This window comes from Cognataquiflexum rubidum, from assembly GCF_022538115.1.
In the GTDB taxonomy this organism is placed as follows: domain Bacteria; phylum Bacteroidota; class Bacteroidia; order Cytophagales; family Cyclobacteriaceae; genus Cognataquiflexum; species Cognataquiflexum rubidum.
Map to the genome: position 1 here is coordinate 123,782 of NZ_JAKZAL010000011.1, position 22,494 is coordinate 146,275.

At 41.2% G+C, this 22,494-nt stretch carries 18 protein-coding genes; 6 read left to right on the forward strand and 12 right to left on the reverse strand.

Going from position 1 to position 22,494, the window contains the following annotated elements; translation table 11 throughout:
- Positions 1 to 2: 2 nt before the first annotated feature.
- The 6 genes from MMU05_RS13260 to trxA all read right to left on the reverse strand — a co-directional run bounded on the left by MMU05_RS13260 (position 3) and on the right by trxA (position 5,939).
- On the reverse strand, positions 3 to 1,169 hold the full coding sequence (locus MMU05_RS13260; RefSeq protein WP_241142157.1) for an MFS transporter: 1,167 nt from the start codon (positions 1,167 to 1,169) through the stop codon (positions 3 to 5).
- A 317-nt stretch (positions 1,170 to 1,486) separates the two neighbouring features.
- On the reverse strand, positions 1,487 to 1,885 hold the full coding sequence (locus tag MMU05_RS13265; protein WP_241142206.1) for a DUF6691 family protein: 399 nt from the start codon (positions 1,883 to 1,885) through the stop codon (positions 1,487 to 1,489).
- A 103-nt stretch (positions 1,886 to 1,988) separates the two neighbouring features.
- Entirely contained in the window at positions 1,989 to 2,570 is a 582-nt protein-coding gene (locus tag MMU05_RS13270) for a YeeE/YedE family protein (RefSeq protein ID WP_241142158.1), read from the reverse strand.
- A gap of 23 nt (positions 2,571 to 2,593) precedes the next feature.
- Positions 2,594 to 3,982, reverse strand: coding sequence for a hypothetical protein (locus MMU05_RS13275; RefSeq protein WP_241142159.1), 1,389 nt, complete (start codon positions 3,980 to 3,982; stop codon positions 2,594 to 2,596).
- Between the two features lie 128 nt (positions 3,983 to 4,110).
- Positions 4,111 to 5,532, reverse strand: coding sequence for an MBL fold metallo-hydrolase (locus MMU05_RS13280; RefSeq protein ID WP_241142160.1), 1,422 nt, complete (start codon positions 5,530 to 5,532; stop codon positions 4,111 to 4,113).
- 86 nt (positions 5,533 to 5,618) lie between these two features.
- Positions 5,619 to 5,939 carry a thioredoxin gene (trxA, locus tag MMU05_RS13285; RefSeq protein ID WP_241142161.1) on the reverse strand — a complete coding sequence of 107 codons (321 nt, stop codon included), beginning with the start codon at positions 5,937 to 5,939 and terminating at the stop codon, positions 5,619 to 5,621.
- A gap of 145 nt (positions 5,940 to 6,084) precedes the next feature.
- On the opposite strand from trxA, the gene MMU05_RS13290 reads away from it, so the two are divergent.
- Positions 6,085 to 9,072 (forward strand): glycosyltransferase family 117 protein, encoded by a 2,988-nt coding sequence (locus MMU05_RS13290; protein WP_241142162.1) that lies wholly within the window; start codon positions 6,085 to 6,087, stop codon positions 9,070 to 9,072.
- 1,673 nt (positions 9,073 to 10,745) lie between these two features.
- Here the strand turns inward: MMU05_RS13290 and MMU05_RS13295 are convergent.
- The gene (locus MMU05_RS13295) at positions 10,746 to 11,387 is read right to left on the reverse strand and encodes a hypothetical protein (RefSeq protein ID WP_241142163.1); all 642 of its coding nucleotides are present in this window, start codon (positions 11,385 to 11,387) and stop codon (positions 10,746 to 10,748) included.
- 295 nt (positions 11,388 to 11,682) lie between these two features.
- Between MMU05_RS13295 and MMU05_RS13300 the strand changes: the two genes are divergently transcribed.
- Positions 11,683 to 11,910 (forward strand): hypothetical protein, encoded by a 228-nt coding sequence (locus MMU05_RS13300; protein ID WP_241142164.1) that lies wholly within the window; start codon positions 11,683 to 11,685, stop codon positions 11,908 to 11,910.
- On the opposite strand, the gene MMU05_RS13305 is transcribed toward MMU05_RS13300, so the two are convergent.
- Positions 11,889 to 12,665 carry a class I SAM-dependent methyltransferase gene (locus tag MMU05_RS13305; RefSeq protein WP_241142165.1) on the reverse strand — a complete coding sequence of 259 codons (777 nt, stop codon included), beginning with the start codon at positions 12,663 to 12,665 and terminating at the stop codon, positions 11,889 to 11,891. The two genes, MMU05_RS13300 and MMU05_RS13305, sit on opposite strands and share 22 nt — an antisense overlap.
- A gap of 49 nt (positions 12,666 to 12,714) precedes the next feature.
- On the opposite strand from MMU05_RS13305, the gene MMU05_RS13310 reads away from it, so the two are divergent.
- Entirely contained in the window at positions 12,715 to 13,965 is a 1,251-nt protein-coding gene (locus MMU05_RS13310; protein WP_241142166.1) for a GWxTD domain-containing protein, read from the forward strand.
- Complete coding sequence (gene rlmB / locus MMU05_RS13315; RefSeq protein ID WP_241142167.1) at positions 13,938 to 14,714, forward strand: 23S rRNA (guanosine(2251)-2'-O)-methyltransferase RlmB; 777 nt, start codon at positions 13,938 to 13,940, stop codon at positions 14,712 to 14,714. Before MMU05_RS13310 ends, rlmB begins: the two co-directional genes overlap by 28 nt.
- A gap of 9 nt (positions 14,715 to 14,723) precedes the next feature.
- On the opposite strand, the gene MMU05_RS13320 is transcribed toward rlmB, so the two are convergent.
- Entirely contained in the window at positions 14,724 to 17,234 is a 2,511-nt protein-coding gene (locus tag MMU05_RS13320) for a mechanosensitive ion channel family protein (RefSeq protein WP_241142168.1), read from the reverse strand.
- Between the two features lie 254 nt (positions 17,235 to 17,488).
- Between MMU05_RS13320 and MMU05_RS13325 the strand changes: the two genes are divergently transcribed.
- Complete coding sequence (locus tag MMU05_RS13325; RefSeq protein ID WP_241142169.1) at positions 17,489 to 17,917, forward strand: Hsp20/alpha crystallin family protein; 429 nt, start codon at positions 17,489 to 17,491, stop codon at positions 17,915 to 17,917.
- Between the two features lie 178 nt (positions 17,918 to 18,095).
- Positions 18,096 to 19,595, forward strand: a complete 1,500-nt coding sequence (locus MMU05_RS13330; protein WP_241142170.1) for a trypsin-like peptidase domain-containing protein — start codon at positions 18,096 to 18,098, stop codon at positions 19,593 to 19,595.
- A gap of 168 nt (positions 19,596 to 19,763) precedes the next feature.
- Here MMU05_RS13330 and MMU05_RS13335 read toward each other — a convergent pair whose 3' ends face one another.
- From MMU05_RS13335 to ccoG, 3 genes are all read right to left on the reverse strand, one after another.
- A complete protein-coding gene (locus tag MMU05_RS13335) occupies positions 19,764 to 20,468 on the reverse strand; it encodes a sulfite exporter TauE/SafE family protein (protein WP_241142171.1) in 705 nt (234 codons plus the stop codon).
- Positions 20,469 to 20,894, reverse strand: a complete 426-nt coding sequence (locus MMU05_RS13340) for a FixH family protein (RefSeq protein WP_241142172.1) — start codon at positions 20,892 to 20,894, stop codon at positions 20,469 to 20,471.
- A 176-nt stretch (positions 20,895 to 21,070) separates the two neighbouring features.
- Positions 21,071 to 22,492 (reverse strand): cytochrome c oxidase accessory protein CcoG, encoded by a 1,422-nt coding sequence (gene ccoG / locus MMU05_RS13345; protein ID WP_241142173.1) that lies wholly within the window; start codon positions 22,490 to 22,492, stop codon positions 21,071 to 21,073.
- Between the last annotated feature and the right edge of the window lie 2 nt (positions 22,493 to 22,494).

Genomic DNA, 22,494 nt, shown 5'->3' on the forward strand with positions numbered 1-22,494 from the left:
GGCTAATATTTGGTTACCTCATCCACTGACTCGAATACATCCAACCTGATGGAGCTCAAAACCGCAATTCCCAAGCCGGCAACGGCTACAAGGGCAAAAGAGGCCTTCAGACTCAACAGGTCAGCAATAAATCCTATCATCGGCGGCCCGATCAAAAACCCAAAAAAGGAAATCGTCGAAACCATCGCCAAAGAAACTCCGGGCGAATACAACTTAGATCTGCCTGCAATGCTGTAAGATATAGGGATAATGGCAGCCACTCCCAAACCCACCAACAAAAATCCAATTGTGGCAACCACAGGAATGGGAAAAACCACCGAAAGCATCAATCCACCAAAAATCAATATGCCGCTCATCCTCAAGATCAGTACCCGGCCAAATTTGTTGTTCATTCTGTCAGAAATAAACCTTCCTGTAGCCATTGCCCCCATGAAGGAAACGTATCCCAAGGCGACCAAACCAGGTTCAATTTCCACGACTTTTTTGAAATAAACCCCGCTCCAGTCAAACATACAGCCTTCGCAAAGCATGCCGAGAAAAGCAATTCCTGCAATTCTCAAAAGCAAATCATCGGGCTTTCGGATCACCAATCCTCCACCACCATCCGAATGTTTTTTTTCACTTACCAAATAGCCCTGCGCAATCAACAAGGCTACCAATACACCTGATGAAACAATGAGGTAATGAATTTTAGGCAATACATCAAAATAAATCATGACTGCACCGATACCCGCTCCGGTAAATCCTGCCAAACTCCATAATCCATGAAACGAGGCCAAAATGCTCCGCCCATAGGTATCCTCCAAAGCCAATGCTTGGGTGTTCAATGAAATATTCATCATATTTCCGATCATCCCAAAAACCACCACTACCGGTACCAACATCCACAGAGAATTGCTGAATCCGATCAATGGAAGGAAAGTCATATACCCAGTTACACTGATCAAAATCACGATCCTGCTGCCAAAATGATGTACTGCCCAGCCTGCTACCGGCAAGGCTACCAAAGAACCTAGCGGCAATCCCAAAAGGAGCGTTCCCAGTTGGGATTCTGAAAGCGAAAATTTCATCTGTATATCGGGAATCCTTGCAGCCCAGGAAGAAAAACAAAGTCCTGCAATAAAAAATAAACTTCCGAGGGCAATCCTCCTTTTTTGAAGCAAAGTCATGAATTTCAACAGGGTTAGGTTCTTGGCTGCAAAGTAAAGGACTTTGCGAAAATTAATTTTGGTTTTGGAGAAATTAAATGGCTTTTCTATAAACCATCATTTAAAATGAAGGTTAATCAAAAAAATGTGATGCTATGGAATTCATAATTGTGGGGTCGATCATTGCTGTGATCATCATCATGATCCGATTTATCATCAAAAGGGTTTTTGATGGACAATAAAAAAAGCCACTCCCTATCGGAAGCGGCTCAGTGTTTAAGTTCAATTTATAAGCTTTTTGTCTTCAAATACCATACCAATAAAGGTTTAGGGTATTTTTAATTTGGCAATTTATGTGAAAACCTTCCATAAACCCATGTTCCTGCTACGGCACTGATCAAAGTCACCAAGATCACTGTAAATCCACTGCCAATCTGAGCAAACAACGGTCCCGGACAAGCACCTGTCAGTGCCCAACCCAATCCGAAGATAAAACCTCCGATTATCTGTCCTTTGCGGAATTCCTTGTCGGTGATGATGATTTTATCACCTTTGATGGTTTTGATATTGAACCATTTGATGATCTGAATCGAAAGTGCACCCACCACTACGGCTGAACCGATTACCCCATACATAAAGAATGACTGTAACCTGAACATCTCTTGGATCCTAAACCAGGATACAATTTCGGCTTTTATGAAAATAATACCAAAACCCACGCCGATGATCAGATACATCAATAACTCCAGTGGACTTTCGCCTTTTTGTTCTTTATTTGGAGTTGCTCCGACATTCGGTTTTTCTCCTTTTTTTACTGCTGTTCCCATTTTTTTCTAAAGATTAAAAGCCTACTAATTTCATCAAAGGACCAAGAAAGACATGCGTCATCAGGAATCCTCCTGCCATAAAGAAGATGGTGGCGACGACCGACGGCCACTGCAGTGAACTGATGCCCATAATAGCGTGTCCAGAGGTACATCCGCCTGCGTATCTGGTACCAAATCCTACCAAGAATCCACCTATGACGAAGAACAACAAACCTTTTGCGGTAAATAAGTTTTCCCAATTGAAAATCTCGTGAGGCATGATGCTCCTATAATCTGTGATCCCAAGGGCAGCCAAATCGCGCTGTGTGGACTCAGCAACTTCTATCATTTCCGGATTGGCCAGTAAGTTATGGCCAATAAAGCCACCGATAGCGACACCAATTACAAATGCGATGTTCCACAATTCCTTTTTCCAATCATAGGTAAAGAAAGGAATATTGGAAGGCACACACATGGCGCAGACGTGCCTCAATGAGGAAGATATACCGAAGGCTTTTCCTCCGACGATCAACAAGGTAGGGACGATAAGCCCGATCATCGGACCTGCTATCCACCAAGGCCAAGGCTGCTTGATCCATTCAATAAACTGTTCCATTTTATTTGTTTGTTTGTTTAGTTTTAAAATCTGTAATCAATAATAAAATTCAAGTTCCACATATCTACCCTATTGATCCTAAACATGTCAGGTACTTCAGATTGGTTTTGGGCAGTTTTTTGAGCTACCATAAACTGAATATCCAATCCTTCGAGGTAATTGCTGAATCTGTAGTCCAATAGACCTGTAAAGTGATAATAAGATGGGATTCCGTATTTGTTTGTTTTGAATGAATCCAATCCACCATGATTGACTTTGCCTGCCCCAAGCTGGGCATTCAGACCTTTGACTGGGGTATCATAGGTATATTTGAAGACCAAGGCATCCATATCACCGCTTCCTTCATACCTCTCCCGTGACATACTTGCGTAGAAGTTTTCCCTGCCCCATTCTCGTGGAAAGAGAAATCTACCTCTATCGTTGATCCCGAGAAAATTTGCAGAAATATGATGTCTCCCGGAGTTCAGTCCGATTTTTCCGCCAAATCCAAATGACTTTTCATCCGGTAGCATGTAGGTCTTTTCTATTTCGGAATTTCCTCCGTCATTGACTGCCGTCTGAAAGAAACCCTGACCACCCAAGTCGACCGAAGCATGTCCAAGATCAAGAACATAATCTCCTTGCAAAAAACTCATGTTAAAGACATTTTCTGCAAAATAATTCCATCCCTGAGCGGAAAAACCTTCGTTTCGATACTTCAGACCAATCATTCCCATTCCTTTTGAAGAAATATTATGGGAATAATTGGAAGGTTCTCCAAATGGATTTCTCCCAAAAGGATACACCCCAAACGATTCTTCCATACTAAACCAGTCCACAGTCCCCCTTATGGTCACTGCGCTCAACCAAGAAGCCGTAGTTTCCCAATTGGACTTTTGATAATTGACCGAAAGACCACTGAATATATTTGGCCTCATCCTGTTGTCCTGTTCATTGAGAAAAGGCGAATTGATCTTTTGCCTCCCAAAGATCGTCCTGAAATCACCTCTTTTGTAGGAAATAAAGAACTCTTCCAATCTGTCAAGGTCGGTCATATTCTCAGGATCATGCATGTCAAACAGCAGGATTTCGTACCTATTGCCTGCACCAGTTGTTGGATCGGCTACAGCAAGATTGTTTTCAAACAACTGAAAAACAAAAAAGCCGCTGAACCCAACCTGGAATCCTTTATATTCAGGACTGAGGTAACCCAATCCCGCACCAACACCCAGCGCTGAATAATCAAGCAAGTCCCCCCTGTTATGGGTCGACATCAGAAATGACCTTACGTGGAAATCAAATTTTCCTTTTTCAAGATCATGTCCCAATTTCCTGCCGGATTCTTCATGGCCCGAAAGTGAATCTCCGTGATTTTGCTGCGCTACAGCAGAGGTAAACAACCCCAAAAACAGCATCAAACTCACTACTCGCATAATATTCAAAATTGTCTAGATTTCTATCCGCATCCAGTGACTATTATCACTTTGTTTGATTCGAAATGAAAATGGCAAGACCGAAATCTTGCCATTTGGGGTAAAACACAACTTTTCTATAATTATTTTTAGAGCAAAGTAGTAGGACATACATAGTCGCTTACTTTGAACAAAGCAGAATCCTTGATAGCATCAAATCCACCTTTTACATCGACAAGATTATCAAATCCTCTTGCTTTCAAGATGGAATTGAATACCATGGATCTGTATCCACCTGCACAATGCACATAATAGGTTTTGTCTTTATTGATCTGGGCCATGCTGTCGTTGATATAGTCCAAAGGTGCATTTTCAGCATCGATCACATGTTCGCTGAGGTATTCACTGTTTTTTCTGACATCCAGGATGTTGACTCCGCCTTCTTTTTCGATCAGGTGCGCAAGTTCCTCAGTGGTGACAGATTTGATGCTGTCCACTTCTCTGCCATCGGCTTTCCATGCTTCAAAACTTCCTTTGAGGTATCCAATGCAGAAGTCATATCCTACTCTAGCCAATCTTGTAATGACTTCCTCTTCTCTTCCTTCATCGGCCACGATCAGGATTTCTTGCTTGAGGTCAGGAACCAATGCTCCTACCCATACTGCAAAACTTCCATCGATACCGATGTTGATGGAGTTGGGGATAAAACCCTTCGCAAAAACCTGTGCGTCCCTTGTATCAATAACTACCGCGCCTGTTTCGTTGGCGGCAGCTTCAAAAGCGGCAGGACTTAGTGGATTAAATCCTCTGTTCAATACGGTATCTATAGACTCATATCCCTGGATATTCATCATGACATTTTGAGGGAAATAAGCAGGAGGAGGAGTAAGTCCTGTGAGCACCTCTTTCATAAATGCCTCTTTGGTCATTTCCTGAAGCGCATAATTGGTCTTCTTCTGATTTCCCAAAGTATCGGTGGTCTCTTTGCTCATGTTTTTGCCACAAGCACTTCCCGCACCGTGGGCCGGATACACAATGATATCATCGGCCAAAGGCATTATTTTATTTCTCAGGGAATCATAAAGATGCGCCGCAAGTTTGTCCTGTGTCAATTCTGCAATGACTTTCTGCGCAAGGTCCGGTCTTCCCACATCTCCAATGAACAAAGTATCTCCGGTAAACAATGCTTCCTCTTTTCCTTCTTCATTGATCAAAAGGTAGCAGGTACTTTCCATGGTATGGCCCGGGGTATGGATTACCCTGATTTTTGCCTTTCCTAGTGGAAATTCCTGACCGTCTTTTGCAACTATGGCATCAAAGCCCATCTTCATTCCTGTTGGACCGAATACAATCGGAGCGCCGGTTTTGATTGATAAATCCTTGTGACCTGAAACAAAGTCAGCGTGAAAGTGGGTTTCAAACACATACTTGATAGTATCTCCCCTTCTTTCTGCTTTTTCTATGTATGGCTGTACTTCTCTCAAAGGGTCAATGACAGCTGCTTCGCCGTCAGACTCGATATAGTAGGCTCCCTGAGCCAAACATCCGGTATAGATCTGTTCAATTGTCATATGCTTTCTGATTTTTTTCTGTTGAATGTTATGTAAAATTATCTTTCCGTCCTTTTCTTTAAAATGACTTTTGTCACATTTTAAAATTAGACTTTCTGACGCAGATTGTCTTCAATCACTTTGACCAATTGGTTGGCCGGAACGACACCTGATTGCCTCCAAAGTGGCTTTCCATTTTGGAACAAAATCAAAGTCGGAACGCCTCTTACCTGATATGCACTGGCGGCATAGGGGTTTTTGTCCACATCCACTTTGATGATTTTGACTTTATCACCCACCTGACGGGCTGTATCTTCTAATATAGGTTGCATCATTTTGCAGGGACCGCACCAAGTGGCAAAGAAATCCACCAATACAGGTTGGTCGCCTGAAATCAATTCGCTGAATGTTTTTGGTTGTGCACTCATGGTTATTATTTTTTAGATGATACAAAGCTACAGACAGGGCCAATGATGAACAGTAATTTTTATCACAATACCTTAAATGCTGTTAAAAAACAGATGGATTAGGATTTATTGATTATTTTCGCCCGAAACTATTATTTCAAAAACAATGCTTGACTATCAAAAGGCCAATAACCTCACAGGATGGCTGGTTTTTCTTCTATCAACTACCGTCTTTATATTGACAGTGGAACAGACCGCCAGTTTTTGGGATCCGGGAGAATTCATCGCTGTATCCTACAAACTGCAGGTGCCACATCCACCGGGAGCGCCGTTTTTCCTGTTGATTTATAGGATGTTCGGATTTCTGGCATTCGGAGACGGATTGTCTGTAGCCTATTGGATGAATGTCGGAAGTGCCGTTTTCTCAGGATTTACAGTGCTTTTCCTTTTTTGGACCATTACTTTATTTGGTCGTAGACTTTTCCAGATCCAAAAAGGAACAGAAACCAAAGGCCAAATCATCACCCTGATGGGTGCAGGTGTGGTGGGTTCTCTCATCTATACTTTTACAGACAGTTTTTGGTTCTCTGCTGTGGAAGCAGAAGTGTATGCCATGTCCTCTTTCTTTACAGCGATAGTCATTTGGGCATTTCTGAAATGGGATGTGATCGAAGACCAAAGAGAAGAAAACAGATGGATGATATTTATCGCCTATTTGGTGGGATTATCGATCGGTGTACACTTGCTGAACCTTGTTACTTTACCGGCTTTGGCTTTGGTGGTGTATTTCAAAAAATATCCTAATCCAAATCTCAAAGGAGGTATTATCGCCCTGATCTTGGGTGGCGTTGCATTGATTATCATCAATAACTTGATCATCCCCGGACTTCCAAGTCTGGCAGGTTCGATGGAGATTTTCTTTGTCAACAGCATTGGGTTGCCATTTGGATCTGGAATAATTGTCTTTTCCGCCTTGTTTTTGGGTTCCCTGATTTATGGAATTCTCTATTCCATCAAAAAAGGAAAAGTCATCCTCAATACAGTTTTGGTTTCATTGGTATTTATCTTAATTGGATATGGTTCTTATGCACTTATTGTAGTTCGTGCAAATCAAGATCCTGTCATCAATGAAAATGGTCCGGCAGATATCATCAGCTATGTTTCTTATCTGAAAAGAGAGCAATATGGTTACCGTCCTTTGATCCATGGTCAGTATTTTGATGCCGAATTGGTTGATCAAAAAGAGGGTGCCCCGATTTATATGAAAGGAACAGACAGGTATGAAATCGTGGATTATTCTACCGTCAATGAATATGATCCTGCGAGAACGACGATTTTGCCAAGGATTTATTCCACTCAAGACCGACACAAGCAGATCTACCAATCCAAGCTTGGATTGAGAGAAGGTCAAAAACCAACTTTCGGAGACAACCTCTATTTTATGTTTACCCATCAGCTTGGGCATATGTATTGGAGGTATTTTATGTGGAATTTTTCAGGAAGGGAAAGTGATTTTGCAGATGCGCCTTGGATGGGAATTACAGATTTTTTCTCAGATATCTATCCTGATTATATCAAAGAAAACAAAGCGCATAACAACTACCTGATGCTGCCTTTGATTTTGGGTTTGATCGGTTTGGTTTTTCAGGCTAAAAAAGACAACAAGTCTTTCTTTATCTCAGCCATGTTGTTTCTGATGATGGGTGTTGTATTGGTATTATACCTCAATTCTCCGCCTGTTGAACCCCGCGAAAGGGATTATATCTATGTGGGTTCTTTCTACGCATTTGCAATTTGGATAGGAATCGGCGTGATGGCCTTGGCATACTATATTGAAAGATTGAACAAGAATCTCGTCGTTGCAGGTATCATCGCCACGCTCGCCACTGTACCGGTGGCGGTCTTGATGGCAAGCCAAAACTGGGACGACCACAACAGACAAGGAAGATTTTTCTCTGTTGATTCTGCCAGAAACTTCCTTGCTTCTTGTGCGCCAAATGCGATTTTATTTACCGGTGGTGACAATGACACTTTCCCGCTGTGGTATGTACAGGAGGTTGAAGGCTTCAGAACTGACGTGAGGGTGGTGGTGTTGAGTTACTTTGATACGGATTGGTATGTGGAGCAGATGGCCCGCCCGGTCAATGAATCGGCTGCTTTGCCATTTTCTTTGGATCCAAAAAATTATAAAAAAGGCACCAATGATGTCCTTTATGTAATGGAAAGAGAGAACCTTCAAGCCATCTCAGCTTCAGAATACCTCAAACTCCTCAACAACGGAAGTGAGCTTTTGAAATTGGCAGCATCGGGAAGCAAAAACACCTACAACATGGTCCCTTCGAGGAACCTGATCTTAGATGTCGACTTGGAAAATGTCTATAACCAAGGCCTGATTCCGGAATCCATGGAAGGCCTGATGACCGAGCAAATCAACCTCAGAATCAAAGGGAATTACCTCACAAAAGGTAACCTGATGTTGATCGACCTGATTACCACCAACAATTGGGAAAGGCCTATCTACTTTAACAACACCTCATTGGCTACCATCACACTTGACATCGAAGACTATGTGGTGATGGAAGGCATGACTTACAGGTTGCTTCCTGTGAGAAAACCTGAGGGTATGAGAACCGAATTGGTGAATACCGACCTGGCATACACCAATATGATGGAGAAGTTTGCTTTCAGGGGAATGGACAATCCTGACAATTATTTCGATGATGAATTCAGGAGATTTACCTCAAATCACCGCTCTGCGGTAAACAGTATTGCCATTGCGTTGTTAGACGAAGAGGATATGGACAGGGCTGCGGAATTGTTGAAATTCAGTATGAAGGTCATGCCACATGAGGCTGTTGCCTATGATTTGGCAAGTGGTCAGTCGGTACCGCTGTTGTTTGAGGTTGGGGAAGATGACCTTGCTTTAGATGTGGTGGATAAAATTTCCCATAAGTCTATTCAGATGTTGGAGTTTTACCAAAAGACAGGTCGCGATTATGACCGTGAAGCCCTGATTTCGATCGAAATGTTGAAGTTTTTTATCCCGCTGTTGGATGAAAGAGGATATTCTGAAGTCTCCGCAGAGCTCAAAGCAGAATTGGAAAAAATCCTAGGTGCCGGTGCTGCCGGAGAAAGCCTGTTGGATAGAAGATAATTTGTTTGGTTTTTTGAATCCAAAATCCGGGTCCTGCTAAGGACTCGGATTTTTTTTTTGGTCCATCCCGATTCCTTATTATGGTTCCTCTCATACTAATGGCTGGACTGTGTGTAATTTGTATTTACACTCTTTTATCCTAACCAATTTGCAATTGGACTAGTGAAACAATCGCAAAAACGGAATGTAGTTAGGTATAATTTGAATTACAAATTCACTATGATAGTAAAGGGTAGTTACAAACTACCCTTAGCGCCAACGCCAAACTACGCCCAGATAGGGATAATTTGTTTGGTTTTTTGAATCCAAAATCCGGGTCCTGCTAAGGACTCGGATTTTTTTTGGTCCATCCCGATTCCTTATGGTGGTTCCTCTCCTACTAACAGCCCCGAAGTGGGCTGAACAATAATAGCCCCGTGCAAGGTGCTTCTCTGATTCTCATACTTCCACCAATCCACATGCACCGCAGCTCGGGGTAATGAAAATAAGATGTCTTAGATTTTTGGGAGTAAAAAAGTAAAATGAGGAATAGGGTTTACACCAAAAACATGGAAGTTTGATTGATCAATTCATTTCTATTCTTTCCTCAAGTATTTTCTTTGCGTCTCTTCCTCGTGTCACTTTTTGTCTTACCACAAAAAGTAACCAAAAAAGGCAAGAAATTTTAATCCTCCCCCGCGCAGTGCCTCGCCGGCCCGGTAATCCCGACAATTGTCGCGGATTCTTCCTCCCCACGGCGTTTCCAATATAAAATTTTTCTTAGGCATAAGATTCTGATTTAATGCCCTATTATATTATTCCCAGATCCTCTTCGACTATCAGACCGCCCCATCGGGGCAAAATCTTGGTAGCCCCGTGCAAGGTGCTTCTCTGGTTCTTATACTTCCACCAATCTCCAAGCACCGACGCTCGGGGTAATGGAAATGCGATGTTGCCAGTTTTTGGAAGCAAAAAAGTAAAGTGTGGAATTGGGTTTACACCAAAAACAGGGAAGATTGATTGATCAATTATTTTTTTCAATTATTAGATCACACTTTGACGATCTTTTCTTGTGTCACTTTTTGTCTTACCACAAAAAGTAACCAAAAAAGGCAAGAAATTTTAATCCTCCCCCGCGCAGTGCCTCGCCGGCCCGGTAAAATTTCTTCCTCCCCACAGGTGTTCCAAAATAGAATTTCTGGTGAAGTATAAAATTCCTAAATAGTAAGCCATTAAAACATTTATTTTCGGATCTTCTTCGACCAACAGCCCCGAAGTGGGCTGAATATTATTAGCCCCGTGCAAGGTGCTTCTCTGATTCTCATACTTCCACCAATCCACATGCACCGCAGCTCGGGGTAATGAAAATAAGATGTCTTAGATTTTTGGGAGTAAAAAAGTAAAATGAGGAATAGGGTTTACACCAAAAACATGGAAGTTTGATTGATCAATTCATTTCTATTCTTTCCTCAAGTATTTTCTTTGCGTCTCTTCCTCGTGACACTTTTTGTCTTACCACAAAAAGTAACCAAAAAATAGACCGAGAGACTCTTTCTCAGCGATGGCGGTAGGCCTACTACCATCTCCTATACAACATTTCTTTGGTTTACATCAAAGACTTCATAACACACGTACGCCTAGACGGGGTGATGTCATCCTCGTTGCAAGGAGAATAAGCAATTTTGATTTGAAAATTAATTCTGCAATTCGTTGTAATAGTTGGTAATTCTAATCAAATCCTTGCGTCTGTCGTGTTCCAAGCTATATTTTCTCATGAAAAGATCGATTTCTTTATCATATCCCGGAAGCATCGTAAACAAGTCTTTTTTATTTAAGCTGTATTTTTCAAGACTTCCATTTTTTAGAAAGTAATAATCGAAAGCAAGTCGATATACTGTCTTAGTCTGAGGCCCATCATAGTTATGACCACCAGCAGTACCCCCCGTCCATCTGTAAATAGTCTTAATATATTCCCGACAGAAAAGCGCAAAATCATTGCCTTCTGTTAGGACTTCAAAGAAAACTAGCGTTTCAGTATCGCCATTTTGACTAAAAGGAAGACTGTAGAAACTTCTTATCCCATCATTTGTTTGGTTATGAATTTCAAAATGACTGACATTGGAAGCTGTAAAAGTAGAAATGGTCTCAGTTTGTAATTGAACTAAATTATTCTCCAAATCATATTTAACAAAGCCTGCATAGGTCTGTCCATCTGTACCATAAATACTGCCTTTGTGCCATATTTGGGAAGGAAAATGATTTTGCGCAAGTAAAGGGAACAACCCTCCAAACAAGAAAGTTAGGATAAATATTACATTTATAATGGATTCTTTCATGTTTCAATTAACGCTTACTTATAAATAGTGTTATAATTTCCTTACTTTTCTCTTATTTCATTAAATCCGCAGATCTATTATAAAAAAGAGCCGAAAAGGGCTTAAAATAAATTGTAATAAGCTTTTCGACTCAATTTTCTTCACTTATTTGAGTGTGCAAACAAAATATAAGCTAAAGATGAAAATTACGAAATCCCGGGTAAAAATCAGTTCCTTTGGGACGATAAGCAATAAAACTACAAATTGTACCCCTTTCTATTCATGTTTTCAAAATTGTTATTTATATATCTAAGATATGGAAACCATTTCAATTGAAATTCTAGACGATAAGGCAAAACCCTTACTTGACAATCTTGTAAAGAGAAATTTGATTAAGATCAAAAAGTCTGTTAAAAGCCCAAAAGTTAAATCCAAATCAATTTTTGATTTTGCCGGACTTTGGAAAAAAAGAGATGTTAATCACTCTGAACTCAGAGAAAAAGCATGGTCAAATAAAGTTGATCATTTCTTATGTAACACATAAAACAAATCCAAACCTTTATCCGGATGATCGACAAGAAGATAGTCTTCATGGCTGATGTCGGTGACGGAAGCTCCCTGCTGTTGGTGAAGTTTGTTTCGGTTCATCCTATTCAGGATTTCGTAAGGCCATCGCAGCACAAAAGCCGGAAGTCTGTGTTGCAGATCCAAAATATCAAAACGCATGATTTTGCGGACTGAGGCCCTGTTGGCTTCGTGGTAATTCCATACTTTTTCATTCCCCCCGATTCCCAGAGATTCCACTTTATCAAAAATCCCCTTGCACAGCTCTGTCAATTGCGTTCCGGTGTATTCCCTGATATGCCAAGGGTTTCGCGAAAGGGTATGCTTTATATTCGGTGTGGAAATGATCGCTTTGCCGCCGGGCTTCAGCACACGGTAAATTTCCTGCAAAAAAAGCCTGTCATTTTGGATATGCTCGATGACCTGAAAGCTGACCACTGTATCGTAGGCATTGTCCTTCAAACCGGAAAATGGTGGAATCACGGCCTGTTCAAATTGGATACCTGGAAATTTGACCTTCAGGTTATCGATCACCTCATGGATTTTGTCGATCCCGAGGTAGCTGTCTACATTTTCCAACAAAACCTCCACCCCTCTTCCCTCACCGCAGCCCACTTCGAGGAGCTTTCCACTGACCAAAGGTTTGGCAGCAATGTACGCTTTGAGCAGACGCTGATGGATGGGATTGTCACTCACCAACTTATCCGAAGCGATTTCCGTTGTATAGGTAGCCATTCAAATTTTCATTAATTTGGGCAAAAATAAGGTTAATTTTTAATACAAGATGATAGGACAAAAAATCAGCAACAAAATAAAGCCAATTTCAGGTTTTGTGTTATTTCTCTTTTGCATTCCATTATTCACTTTTGCCCAACAAAATCTCGAAACGATCAATCAGGCCCTGAGGTATTCGCGGTACTCGAGACTTTCTCTCAAAATCATCCCCATCGAAGAACCAAACAGGACTTTCCTGCTTCAGATGCCCGTCGAAAAGATCGAGGACGAGATTGAATTTGACAGCTACACATTTTCTTATGGGGTATTGTCGGGTTTTCAGGAACCCATCACTGACCAAAATCTCATCAAGCTGACCGAAGAGGATATTATCCGTGAAACGGAGTACCACTATTATTTTGAGAAAAGAGTTACTGTCCCTGAAGGCCAACAAACGGCCATTGCGTTGCTCAAAGCCGTAGACACCCGCCAAGGAGATGAATATTACTACCAAATGGACCTTATCAGCCCCTTCATTTTTGGCCATTCCAATTTTGGGCTTTATTACGAGGACAGGGTGCCATTTGACCAGACCTTTTTGATCCAAAACGAACCTGTGGAATTCAAAGGAAGAGGCGTAGTCAATCTCCATACTTTCTTCTATCCTGCCACATTTGATGTTCCGATGCCTCCGATGGAAATCCGGCCTGCGCCTGTACCAAGAGAGGTGAAAGTGGAATATCAAGGGAGCTTTCTAGCCAATATGCCAAAAACATTTTCAGGAATCGGGTACTATTTTATCCAGTCAGACACCAATTCCACACAGGGTGCATTGCTGAAAACCGTCCATAATGTCTTCCCAAGGGTTAAGGATTATGAAGAGATGGTCGATATGGTCACCTATATTTCCACCAGAAGGGAACATGAACTGCTCAAAGAAGCTGAAGATAAAAAAATAGCCTTAGACCAATATTGGTACACTTTGACCAAAGACACCGTTTCCGCCAAAAAACTCATCAAGGAATATTTCAAGCAGATTGAATTTGCCAATATCCTATTTACTGATTTCAAAGAAGGATGGAAAACGGACCGGGGGATGGTGTATGTTGTGATGGGCCCTCCAAATGAGGTTTATTTCCGCCTAGATGGCGAGACTTGGTCATATGGAACACCTGAGTCAATTTCAAAAATAACCTTTACCTTTGCGCGGGTCAAAAATATTCTGACGCCAAGTTTTTATACACTCAACAGGTCAAGGGCTTTGCAGCCCGAATGGTTTAAAAGTATCACATTATGGAGAAACGCGCAGATGGATTTCTGATCAACAAAGGCGAACAGGAAAAGGATTTCATATTCGGTACAAGGGCGGTGATGGAAGCAATCCTTGCCCACAAGGAAATAGACAAGATTTTGATTGACAAAGAAGTCAACAATGAACTTGTCAAAGAACTCCTCAAACTGGCAAAAGACGAGAAAATCCCCGTTGTCCGTGTCCCTGATGCCAAGCTGAACAGGATCACCAGAAAAAACCATCAGGGTGTAGTAGCCCATATGTCTTCCATTGAATATGCTTCCTTGGACAATGTCATTGAAGAATGTTTTTCAAAAGGAATTTCCCCGTTGATTTTGGTTTTGGATAGAATCACCGATGTGAGAAACTTCGGCGCCATAGCCCGGACAGCTGATTGTGCCGGGGTACATGCGATTGTGATTCCTGAAAAAGGCGCAGCCCAAATCAACTCAGATGCTGTCAAAACCTCTGCAGGAGCATTGAATCACCTCCCCATCTGCAGGGTCAAAAATTTATATTATACAGTCAAGGATCTCAAAAAAATGGGGCTCCATGTCATTTCGGTCAGCGAAAAAACCGAGAGGCTTATGTATGAAGCCGATTTTTCTATCCCTACGGCTCTGATTTTGGGTTCTGAAGAAGACGGGATCTCTCCCGAGCTTACAGGACTTAGCGATGAGTTTGTCAAAATCCCTATGTCAGGAAACATCGGAAGTCTCAATGTCTCCGTTTCGGCAGGCGTGGTAATCTATGAGGCTATCAGGCAGCGTTCAAAATAGGCTTTTAGCCTATTTTTTATCAGGGTCAGTGGGAGGTTTTGCTTTTGGCTTATCTTCGGGGCTTATTTCTCCCGGCTTCATGATTTTTTCTCCTATCAGCCCAGGGAAATTTTTGACATGAAGGTCTCTTTGGGGAAAGGGAATCTCAATGCCGTTTTCTTTAAATGATTTGAAAATCCCACGCATCACCTGATCTTTAATCAAAACCCAGATATCCACATCATTGACCCAAAAAAGTACCCGGAAATTAACTGAACTGTCTCCAAAAGTCTGTAAAAAAACCTTTGGCGAAGGCAGATTCATAATTTCTTCTGCCACCAATTGCTTTTGGATCAGTTCTGTCACCAAATCCATGTCAGAATCATAAGCCACACCAATAGTGAGTTCTACCCTCCGTGTCTTATCAGAAAGTGTCCAATTGGTCAGGTGATGCGCCAAAAGATCACCATTGGGAATTATCACCTCGGCGCCATCCCAATTTCTGATTTTGCTTGCACGGATTCCAATATCCTTGACTACGCCCTCCACAGTGCCTACTTGTATGGTATCTCCAATTTGTATGGGTCTTTCAAAGGCGAGAATAATCCCGGAGACGAGGTTATTGACGATAGTCTGTAAACCAAAACCAATACCTACAGAGAGGGCACCAAGGATAATGGTGATTTTATCTACAGGAATCCCTGAAGCGGCTACCGCCATTAAAAACCCTAAAGTAAAGATGGCCAACCTGATCAAGAGAATGGACGAACCTAACCGTTTACTTCTTTCTGCACCTTGTTGTTCATCCTTCAGAGAAGCAATATATCCGATGGTATTCGCCAAAAAGGAAGACAGGTAAATGATCAGAATAAAGACAGCGATCTGCGAATAGTTAAAGGATGCATTTAGAATTTGTCTTGGTTTGTCCAAAAAAGAAAACAGTGATTCAAGAAATGAATCCCTCAGATGAAGGCTTTCCAAGAAGAAATAACCCCATATCAGAATGGCGAGGTAAGTAAAAAACTTGTTGACCCTTTTTTGGATATCATAAAATGCGACCACAGATGTAAATCCTTCCCCTGTCTTTTTGCTGACCTCAATCTGGATATAAATGATTTCTTTTAGTATGATCACAAAAATTATCAAGCTCACGGCATGCAACAAACTGATGGACCCCACAATGCCGATCATTTTTGACAGACTGAATCTTCCAAATATGTTTGCCACTAATGAAACAGCTTCAAAAATCATGTAAATGGCCACCATCTTATTGAGATAAGGCGGAAGATTTTCCTCTTTGTGTTCCTGAAGTTTGATCATTTTCCATCCTAAGAAAATTCCAAGCATATTGAATACCAATAAATGCCATCTTTCCTGAAAGGCCACTTGCCAATAAAGGTTGCTTAAAACACTGATGAAAAAGAGGAAATAAACCACCATCCAAAGCCTGAAGGCCTTTGAAGAAAGACGGTTTTTAATGAGAATCGTGGAGATGGTGACCAGAATAAATAGAAGCAGCGACAAAAAAACAGCCGGCGGATAGGGATAGAAAAATGGGGAAAGGGCGATAATTACCACCAGAGACGAAAGAAAGGGATGTCTGTGAAGGTATTTTAATCGGCCAAAAATTATCGCTGCAAATTCTTTTTCAACACGGATTTTTTTAATGTTTTGGCGAATATAATAATGAAGCAAAAAAACCAGACCTATCAAAAAGATTGTCATAGGAATATTTCTTGACAGATAATTTCCCACAAACCATTTGTTAATCCACAAAGCCTCATTAAAAACATCCCATAAGCGGGTTGCATTTGGAAAGTCCTTGGGTTCCCAAATAAAATTATTCTCTTTATCAAATAGCGTTCGCTCCAATTGGATGCGGGCCTGTCTCAAATCCTCCACCCTCAAATCAATATCATTCAAAATGGTCGAAACCCTTGTTTGAAAGACCGCCGTCAATATTCTTTGATTGTTGAGTGCGCTATCGATGTCATGGACCTTTGACTTCAAGGACTTAATAGAAACTTGGTATTCGACCAACATGGTGGTGTCTCTGAAACTATATTTCAAAAGATCATCATTTTGGATACTGTCCATTTTTTCTTTGAGAGCCACCAATTCTTCTATTCTGGCAAAAATCAAAAGATCCACATCCTTAACTCTCCTATCGGTGTAAGCTAAGACATTCTCCAAGGCTGTAAGGTACCGGAGGTTTATTCTCGTATTCTCCGGTGAAAGCGTTTCCGTAATCCTATTCAATATTCTTTGGGCATCAGGTATCGCCTGCATGATCTGAACAGTATCAAGTCCTTTTTTCAATACCTGATTCATGCTGTTGAGTGCGATGGTATAAGCTTGCACCTTTTTGATACTTCCTTCCAAAGAAGGTCTTGACTCCGCAACAGCCTCTTTCAATTGTTCTTCCACGTTCAGTTCAAGCAAACTGTCTATAGAACCTATCACAGGAATATCCTGTGCTTTGCCTGAAAAACAGACTAAAAAGGAAAAAAGAAGAAGAAAAATAATCCTACTGTTGTTCATGAGTGCAATTTTTTCATTCTAAATGTAAGGAGATTAGGCATTTCAGCCAAAATGTTACCTCCCGTCCATGTTTAAATTTCCAAGTGTTTTACCAAAGCAATAAACACTTTAAAAGTAACAAATCACGTCAAAATGACTGAATTAAAAGGGGAATAAGAGAATTAAGTGTCAAAATGGCTTGTTTTTTCAGTTGGTACAAAATTTAATAAATGAATTTGTGTAGATAAAACTGATTTAACCTAAATATCACAATCATGAAACTTGTAAAATACAACCAACTCGACCCAGCTTATCCGGCAACTTTCAGTAATCTTTTGGATAGATTCTTCAATGACTCTATCGGTCAAAACCTCAAGCAGTTCACTCCAGCGGTAGACATTGCCGAAGATGAAAGCAAATATGAGCTCCATGTTTCTGTCCCCGGAATGAAAAAAACAGATTTCAACCTCGACTTGACGGATGGAAGACTTACCGTATCCGGAGAAAGGAAACTGGAGGAAAAGAAAGACGGAAAAAATTTCCATTCATTAGAAACTCATTTTGGCTCGTTTACAAGGTCATTCCATTTGCCTGATAATGTCAATTCTGAAAGTATTGAGGCTGTTTATGAGGATGGTTTGCTCAAAATCAATTTGCCGAAGGCTGAAAAAAAAGTTAACACAGCAAAAATTGAAGTAAAATAAGGCAAGTGGGGAAACCCACTTCCTGTTTTTTTGTTGTACTGTAGTGGAGGACTTCCATTTTTGCGTCATTCTGTTAATCCTTGTTAAATACTTGGTGGATTTCCGTAAATAAACTTGGCATATCTTAACAGGAGGATGTAAATTTCGTGTACAAACCAGAACTTAAATCACTATCAAAATGAATAAAAAGCAGTTTTTCTTGGGAATCATCCTTGCTTCCCTCATAGGTGGAGTGATTGCCCTTGCAGGGGCAAGCTACCTATTCAGTCCAAATTCAGCGACCAATTTTACCGACAAACAGAATACAAGTTTGGTAAATTCGTTGTCTGATGAAAAATTTAATGTACCTGACGGGATCAACTTCGTCGCCTCGGCAGCGGCGGTCACCCCGGCAGTGGTCCACGTGAAAAGTAGCGTGACTGTCTCACAAAGCCAAAGAGGTTCAGATCCTTTTGAAGAGTTTTTTGGTTTTCGTAATCCTGAAAGGGAAATGCAGCCAAGAGAGGCCATGAGTTCAGGATCCGGAGTTATCATTTCCGAAGATGGCTATATAGTGACCAATAACCACGTCATCGAAAATGCCACCAAGATCGATATCTCCTTGGAGGACAATACAAGATATACCGCTCGAGTGATCGGCACAGACCCTACCACAGATTTGGCTTTGCTTAAAATTGAAGCAAAAGGTTTGCGATTTGTAAAATTTGGCGATTCAGATAGGATTAAAGTTGGTGAATGGGTATTGGCAGTAGGCAATCCTTTTGACTTGACTTCAACTGTAACTGCGGGCATCATCAGTGCCAAAGCCAGAAATATCGGCATCCTAAGAGATTTGGAAAACAACCTTCAAGTAGAATCATTTCTGCAGACAGATGCTGTGGTGAACCGTGGTAATTCAGGTGGAGCTTTGGTAAACCTTGGCGGAGAACTGATTGGAATTAACACTGCTATTGCCTCCAATAACAGTTCAGGTACATTTACTGGTTACGCATTTGCAGTTCCAAGTTCTATTGTCAAAAAGGTAATGGATGACCTATTGGAATATGGAGCGGTGCAGAGAGGATTGCTTGGGGTACAAATTCAGGACATTTCTAGATTAGACGAAAATCTTTCAGGAGGATTGACCACTTCGAGAGGAGTCTATGTAATTGATGTCAACAAAGGAGGCGGTGGGGAAGAAGCCGGATTAAAATCAGGTGATGTCATCATCGGAATAGATGGCGTGGAGACAAACAACGTTGCAAAACTTCAAGAGATGGTCGCAAGAAAACGTCCGGGAGACAAAGTTGAAATCAAATACCTGAGAAATGGAAAAGAAGCCAAAGCAACGGGTATGCTCAAAAATATCTCAGGTGACACCAACATAGTAAAGGTGGTTCCTCCAAAAATCGTAAGCTTCAACGGGGTGACCTTTGAAGATATAAAAGGTGAGATGAAAGAAAGACTTAGCATAGAAGGCGGAGCCGGCATCACATCAGTGGAAGATGACAATTGGAGGAAATCGGGTGCCAAACCCGGATTTATCATCACCTCGGTGATTGGTTCAGGTGGTAGGTACAAAATCACCAACTCCGAGCAATTGGTAGATGTATTAAAAGACAATGTCGGAGAAGAAATTGTTATCCTTGGCTTGTATCCAAACGGTCAGGAATACTATTTTGAGATAAAAATAGAGTAAGGTTAAATGTCAAGTAGATTGAAAAAGCCGGTTTGAAGTATCAGACCGGCTTTTTTGTTTTCCAAAGAATCCAATCCATATTCAGAAATTTTGCAAAAACAGGTTACCAAAACCCAATGAAATGAGGTTGTAATTCAAACATGAAACAATCTGAAAAATATTTGTAAATCAATGACAAACCGTAATCTCCGTTGTCAGATTTCCTTCACTATATATGGGAAGCTTGGGACTGATATAGGGTATGCCCAATCCTAATCCCCTAACGATAAAAAGTAAACCGATAAACATCGCAAAATAAGGAAGCGCATTGGTCAATTTGGTTCGGATAGAAAGGGAAAGAATCTTACCCGAAATCATGACCATCACCAACATCGGAGTAGTCCCCAATCCAAAAAAGAACATATACATCGCCCCATCAAGTGGGCTTTGGAGAGCGAGTGATGCAATCAAGGCAATGTATACCATGCCGCAGGGAAGCAGTCCATTGAGTAGTCCGGATGCAAAAAAGGCAGGTGTTCCTCCTTTTTTAAGAAAATAACCCAACTTGGATTTCAATTTATTCACCCCACCATACAAGCCGGATTGGGTGATGAATCTTTCAGAACTTTTGTAAAAAAATGCCATTAATAAAATCATTGCTCCCATTCCTATGGAAATCCATTGCTGAATTCCAGCCAATGCAAGAGAAAAACCAATCAATCCGATCAGAGCTCCCAAAATGGAATAAGTGACCGTCCGGCCTAAGTTATAAATGATTTTATTGCGGAGAAATCGGGAATTGTCTTTGGCGGATACCGCCAAAGCAATGGGCCCACACATGCCTAGGCAGTGAAAAGAACCCAAAAATCCCAATAAAAACGCCGTCCAGATCATTTAAATATTGATTTTTTCTTCGTGAAAATAATCCACTCCATTTTCAGACCAAGTAAGTTTTACCTTCCAGTAACCCGGCTTCAGGCTTTTCAGATCATAGGCTTTGGCATTTATGTCGGATATGTCAAAAGTGATTTTTTGGTCCAACCTCGCGTCTGAAGGCCTGAATAAATGAAGGGTTCCTTTTGCTCCAACTGGAAGTTTTAGGTCCACTTTTTTGAGTTGGTTGTCATACGACAAAACCTTATAGTCGAGAGAATTGGCATTGATCATCTTTTCTATTTGATCCTGATATTTGATTTCCTCTTCGTAATAATTTTGGGTCACGAGATGGATATCATCCTGCTTGACGCAGACGATCACCAAACCCACCATCAAGCTAACGAATACTACTAATGTGATTACTATTCCTTTTCCCCAGTCCATTTTTTTGGTTATTTGATTAATTGGTTATTTGATTAATTGGTTATTGGTTAAGGGTTATTTGGTTAAGGGTTATTTGGTTAACTGTTTAACTGGTACTGCAAACTGATTACTAATTACTGTAAACTGATCACTGACCACTGATTACTGATTACTGCAAACTGATCACTGCAAACTGATCACTGATTACTAAAAACCGGCCCGACGAAACTTGTACTGATCCTGTCAATTACTTCTCCGTTTTGCATCAGCAGCAATGTCACGTCTTCCTGATTGACAAGCATGTCTTTTTGGTCTTTGATCAGAAAAAACCTGCCATCAAATTTTGCCTGCCCATTCAATGTCCATTTTTGGTCACCGACTACTTCTACTTGGTATTTCCCATTTTCTGCAACGAGCGCTACCTGTTGTGCATCAAATGTTTTGTTGATGAAACTGACTTCGTAGAGATTACTGATCTGACCGGTCTCGCGGGCCTGATAAGTCATCCCTCTAAACCTAGTCACGGTCGCAGCCAAATCCTCCCTTGTTGCGATCAAAGCGATAAAGGCGGCAAGCAATATCACCAACATGGCTGAATAGGCTTTTACCCTTGGGGTAATCAGCTTTTGGGTTCGGTGCATCACACTGTTGTCAGATGCATATCGGATCAGTCCCTCCGGTCTGTCCACCTTGACCATAACCTCATCACAGACATCAATACAGGCGGTACAATTGACGCATTCCATCTGCACACCGTTTCTGATGTCTATCCCTGTAGGACAAACCTGTACACAAAGTCCACAATCTACACAATCACCTTTGGGCGCTTCTTCTATTTTATTTTTGCGGATTAGGCCACGAGGCTCTCCCCTGACATGATCATAGGTGACGTTGATGGAGTTGGCATCGAGTAAAACTCCCTGAAGCCTTCCATATGGACAGACCACAATACATGCCTGCTCTCTGAACCATGAAAACACAAAAAGGAAAATTCCTGTAAATGCCATCAATCCAATAAATCCAGCCATGTGCGCTGAAGGCGGCTGACTGACAATCTCCATCACCTGGTCCACACCGATCAGGTACGCCATCACCAAATGTGAAATCAAAAGGGATATCATAATGAAAATGGTCATCTTCAAACCTTTCTTCCAGATTTTCTCGCTGTTCCAAGGCATTGCATCCAGCTTCCTTTGTTGGTTGGCATCCCCTTCGATAGCATACTCTATTTTTCGGAACACCATTTCCAAAAACAAAGTTTGCGGGCAGGCCCATCCACAGAATATCCTTCCGAATACTGCAGTAAAAAGGATGATGAAAATAAAAAAGATCAATAACAGGAATATCAGCAAATGTGTATCCTGAGGCCAAAATGCTGCTCCAAAAATGATGAATTTTCTTTCAAAGACATTGAAAAGCATGTAAGGCCTGCCTCCTACCTGAATAAAAGGCCCCGCAAATAAAATCGCCAAGAGTACCCATGAAAGATATGTCCTCCATTTATAAAATTTGCCGGAAACTTTTTTTGGATAGATCCAGTTTCGCTTTCCTTCCGAACTGACTGAGGCTAGCGAATCACGAAAATTGTCAGGATTCAAATTTGGATTAATCTTACTCATAA

Excerpts from the sequence above, each read along its gene's own strand:
- MMU05_RS13260 (WP_241142157.1), bottom strand. The coding sequence starts at position 1,169 with ATGACTTTGCTTCAAAAAAGGAGGATTGCCCTCGGAAGTTTATTTTTT.
- MMU05_RS13265 (WP_241142206.1), bottom strand. The coding sequence starts at position 1,885 with ATGTATCTGATCATCGGCGTGGGTTTTGGTATTATTTTCATAAAAGCC.
- MMU05_RS13270 (WP_241142158.1), bottom strand. The coding sequence starts at position 2,570 with ATGGAACAGTTTATTGAATGGATCAAGCAGCCTTGGCCTTGGTGGATA.
- MMU05_RS13275 (WP_241142159.1), bottom strand. The coding sequence starts at position 3,982 with ATGCGAGTAGTGAGTTTGATGCTGTTTTTGGGGTTGTTTACCTCTGCT.
- MMU05_RS13280 (WP_241142160.1), bottom strand. The coding sequence starts at position 5,532 with ATGACAATTGAACAGATCTATACCGGATGTTTGGCTCAGGGAGCCTAC.
- trxA (WP_241142161.1), bottom strand. The coding sequence starts at position 5,939 with ATGAGTGCACAACCAAAAACATTCAGCGAATTGATTTCAGGCGACCAA.
- MMU05_RS13290 (WP_241142162.1), top strand. The coding sequence starts at position 6,085 with ATGCTTGACTATCAAAAGGCCAATAACCTCACAGGATGGCTGGTTTTT.
- MMU05_RS13295 (WP_241142163.1), bottom strand. The coding sequence starts at position 11,387 with ATGAAAGAATCCATTATAAATGTAATATTTATCCTAACTTTCTTGTTT.
- MMU05_RS13300 (WP_241142164.1), top strand. The coding sequence starts at position 11,683 with ATGGAAACCATTTCAATTGAAATTCTAGACGATAAGGCAAAACCCTTA.
- MMU05_RS13305 (WP_241142165.1), bottom strand. The coding sequence starts at position 12,665 with ATGGCTACCTATACAACGGAAATCGCTTCGGATAAGTTGGTGAGTGAC.
- MMU05_RS13310 (WP_241142166.1), top strand. The coding sequence starts at position 12,715 with ATGATAGGACAAAAAATCAGCAACAAAATAAAGCCAATTTCAGGTTTT.
- rlmB (WP_241142167.1), top strand. The coding sequence starts at position 13,938 with ATGGAGAAACGCGCAGATGGATTTCTGATCAACAAAGGCGAACAGGAA.
- MMU05_RS13320 (WP_241142168.1), bottom strand. The coding sequence starts at position 17,234 with ATGAACAACAGTAGGATTATTTTTCTTCTTCTTTTTTCCTTTTTAGTC.
- MMU05_RS13325 (WP_241142169.1), top strand. The coding sequence starts at position 17,489 with ATGAAACTTGTAAAATACAACCAACTCGACCCAGCTTATCCGGCAACT.
- MMU05_RS13330 (WP_241142170.1), top strand. The coding sequence starts at position 18,096 with ATGAATAAAAAGCAGTTTTTCTTGGGAATCATCCTTGCTTCCCTCATA.
- MMU05_RS13335 (WP_241142171.1), bottom strand. The coding sequence starts at position 20,468 with ATGATCTGGACGGCGTTTTTATTGGGATTTTTGGGTTCTTTTCACTGC.
- MMU05_RS13340 (WP_241142172.1), bottom strand. The coding sequence starts at position 20,894 with ATGGACTGGGGAAAAGGAATAGTAATCACATTAGTAGTATTCGTTAGC.
- ccoG (WP_241142173.1), bottom strand. The coding sequence starts at position 22,492 with ATGAGTAAGATTAATCCAAATTTGAATCCTGACAATTTTCGTGATTCG.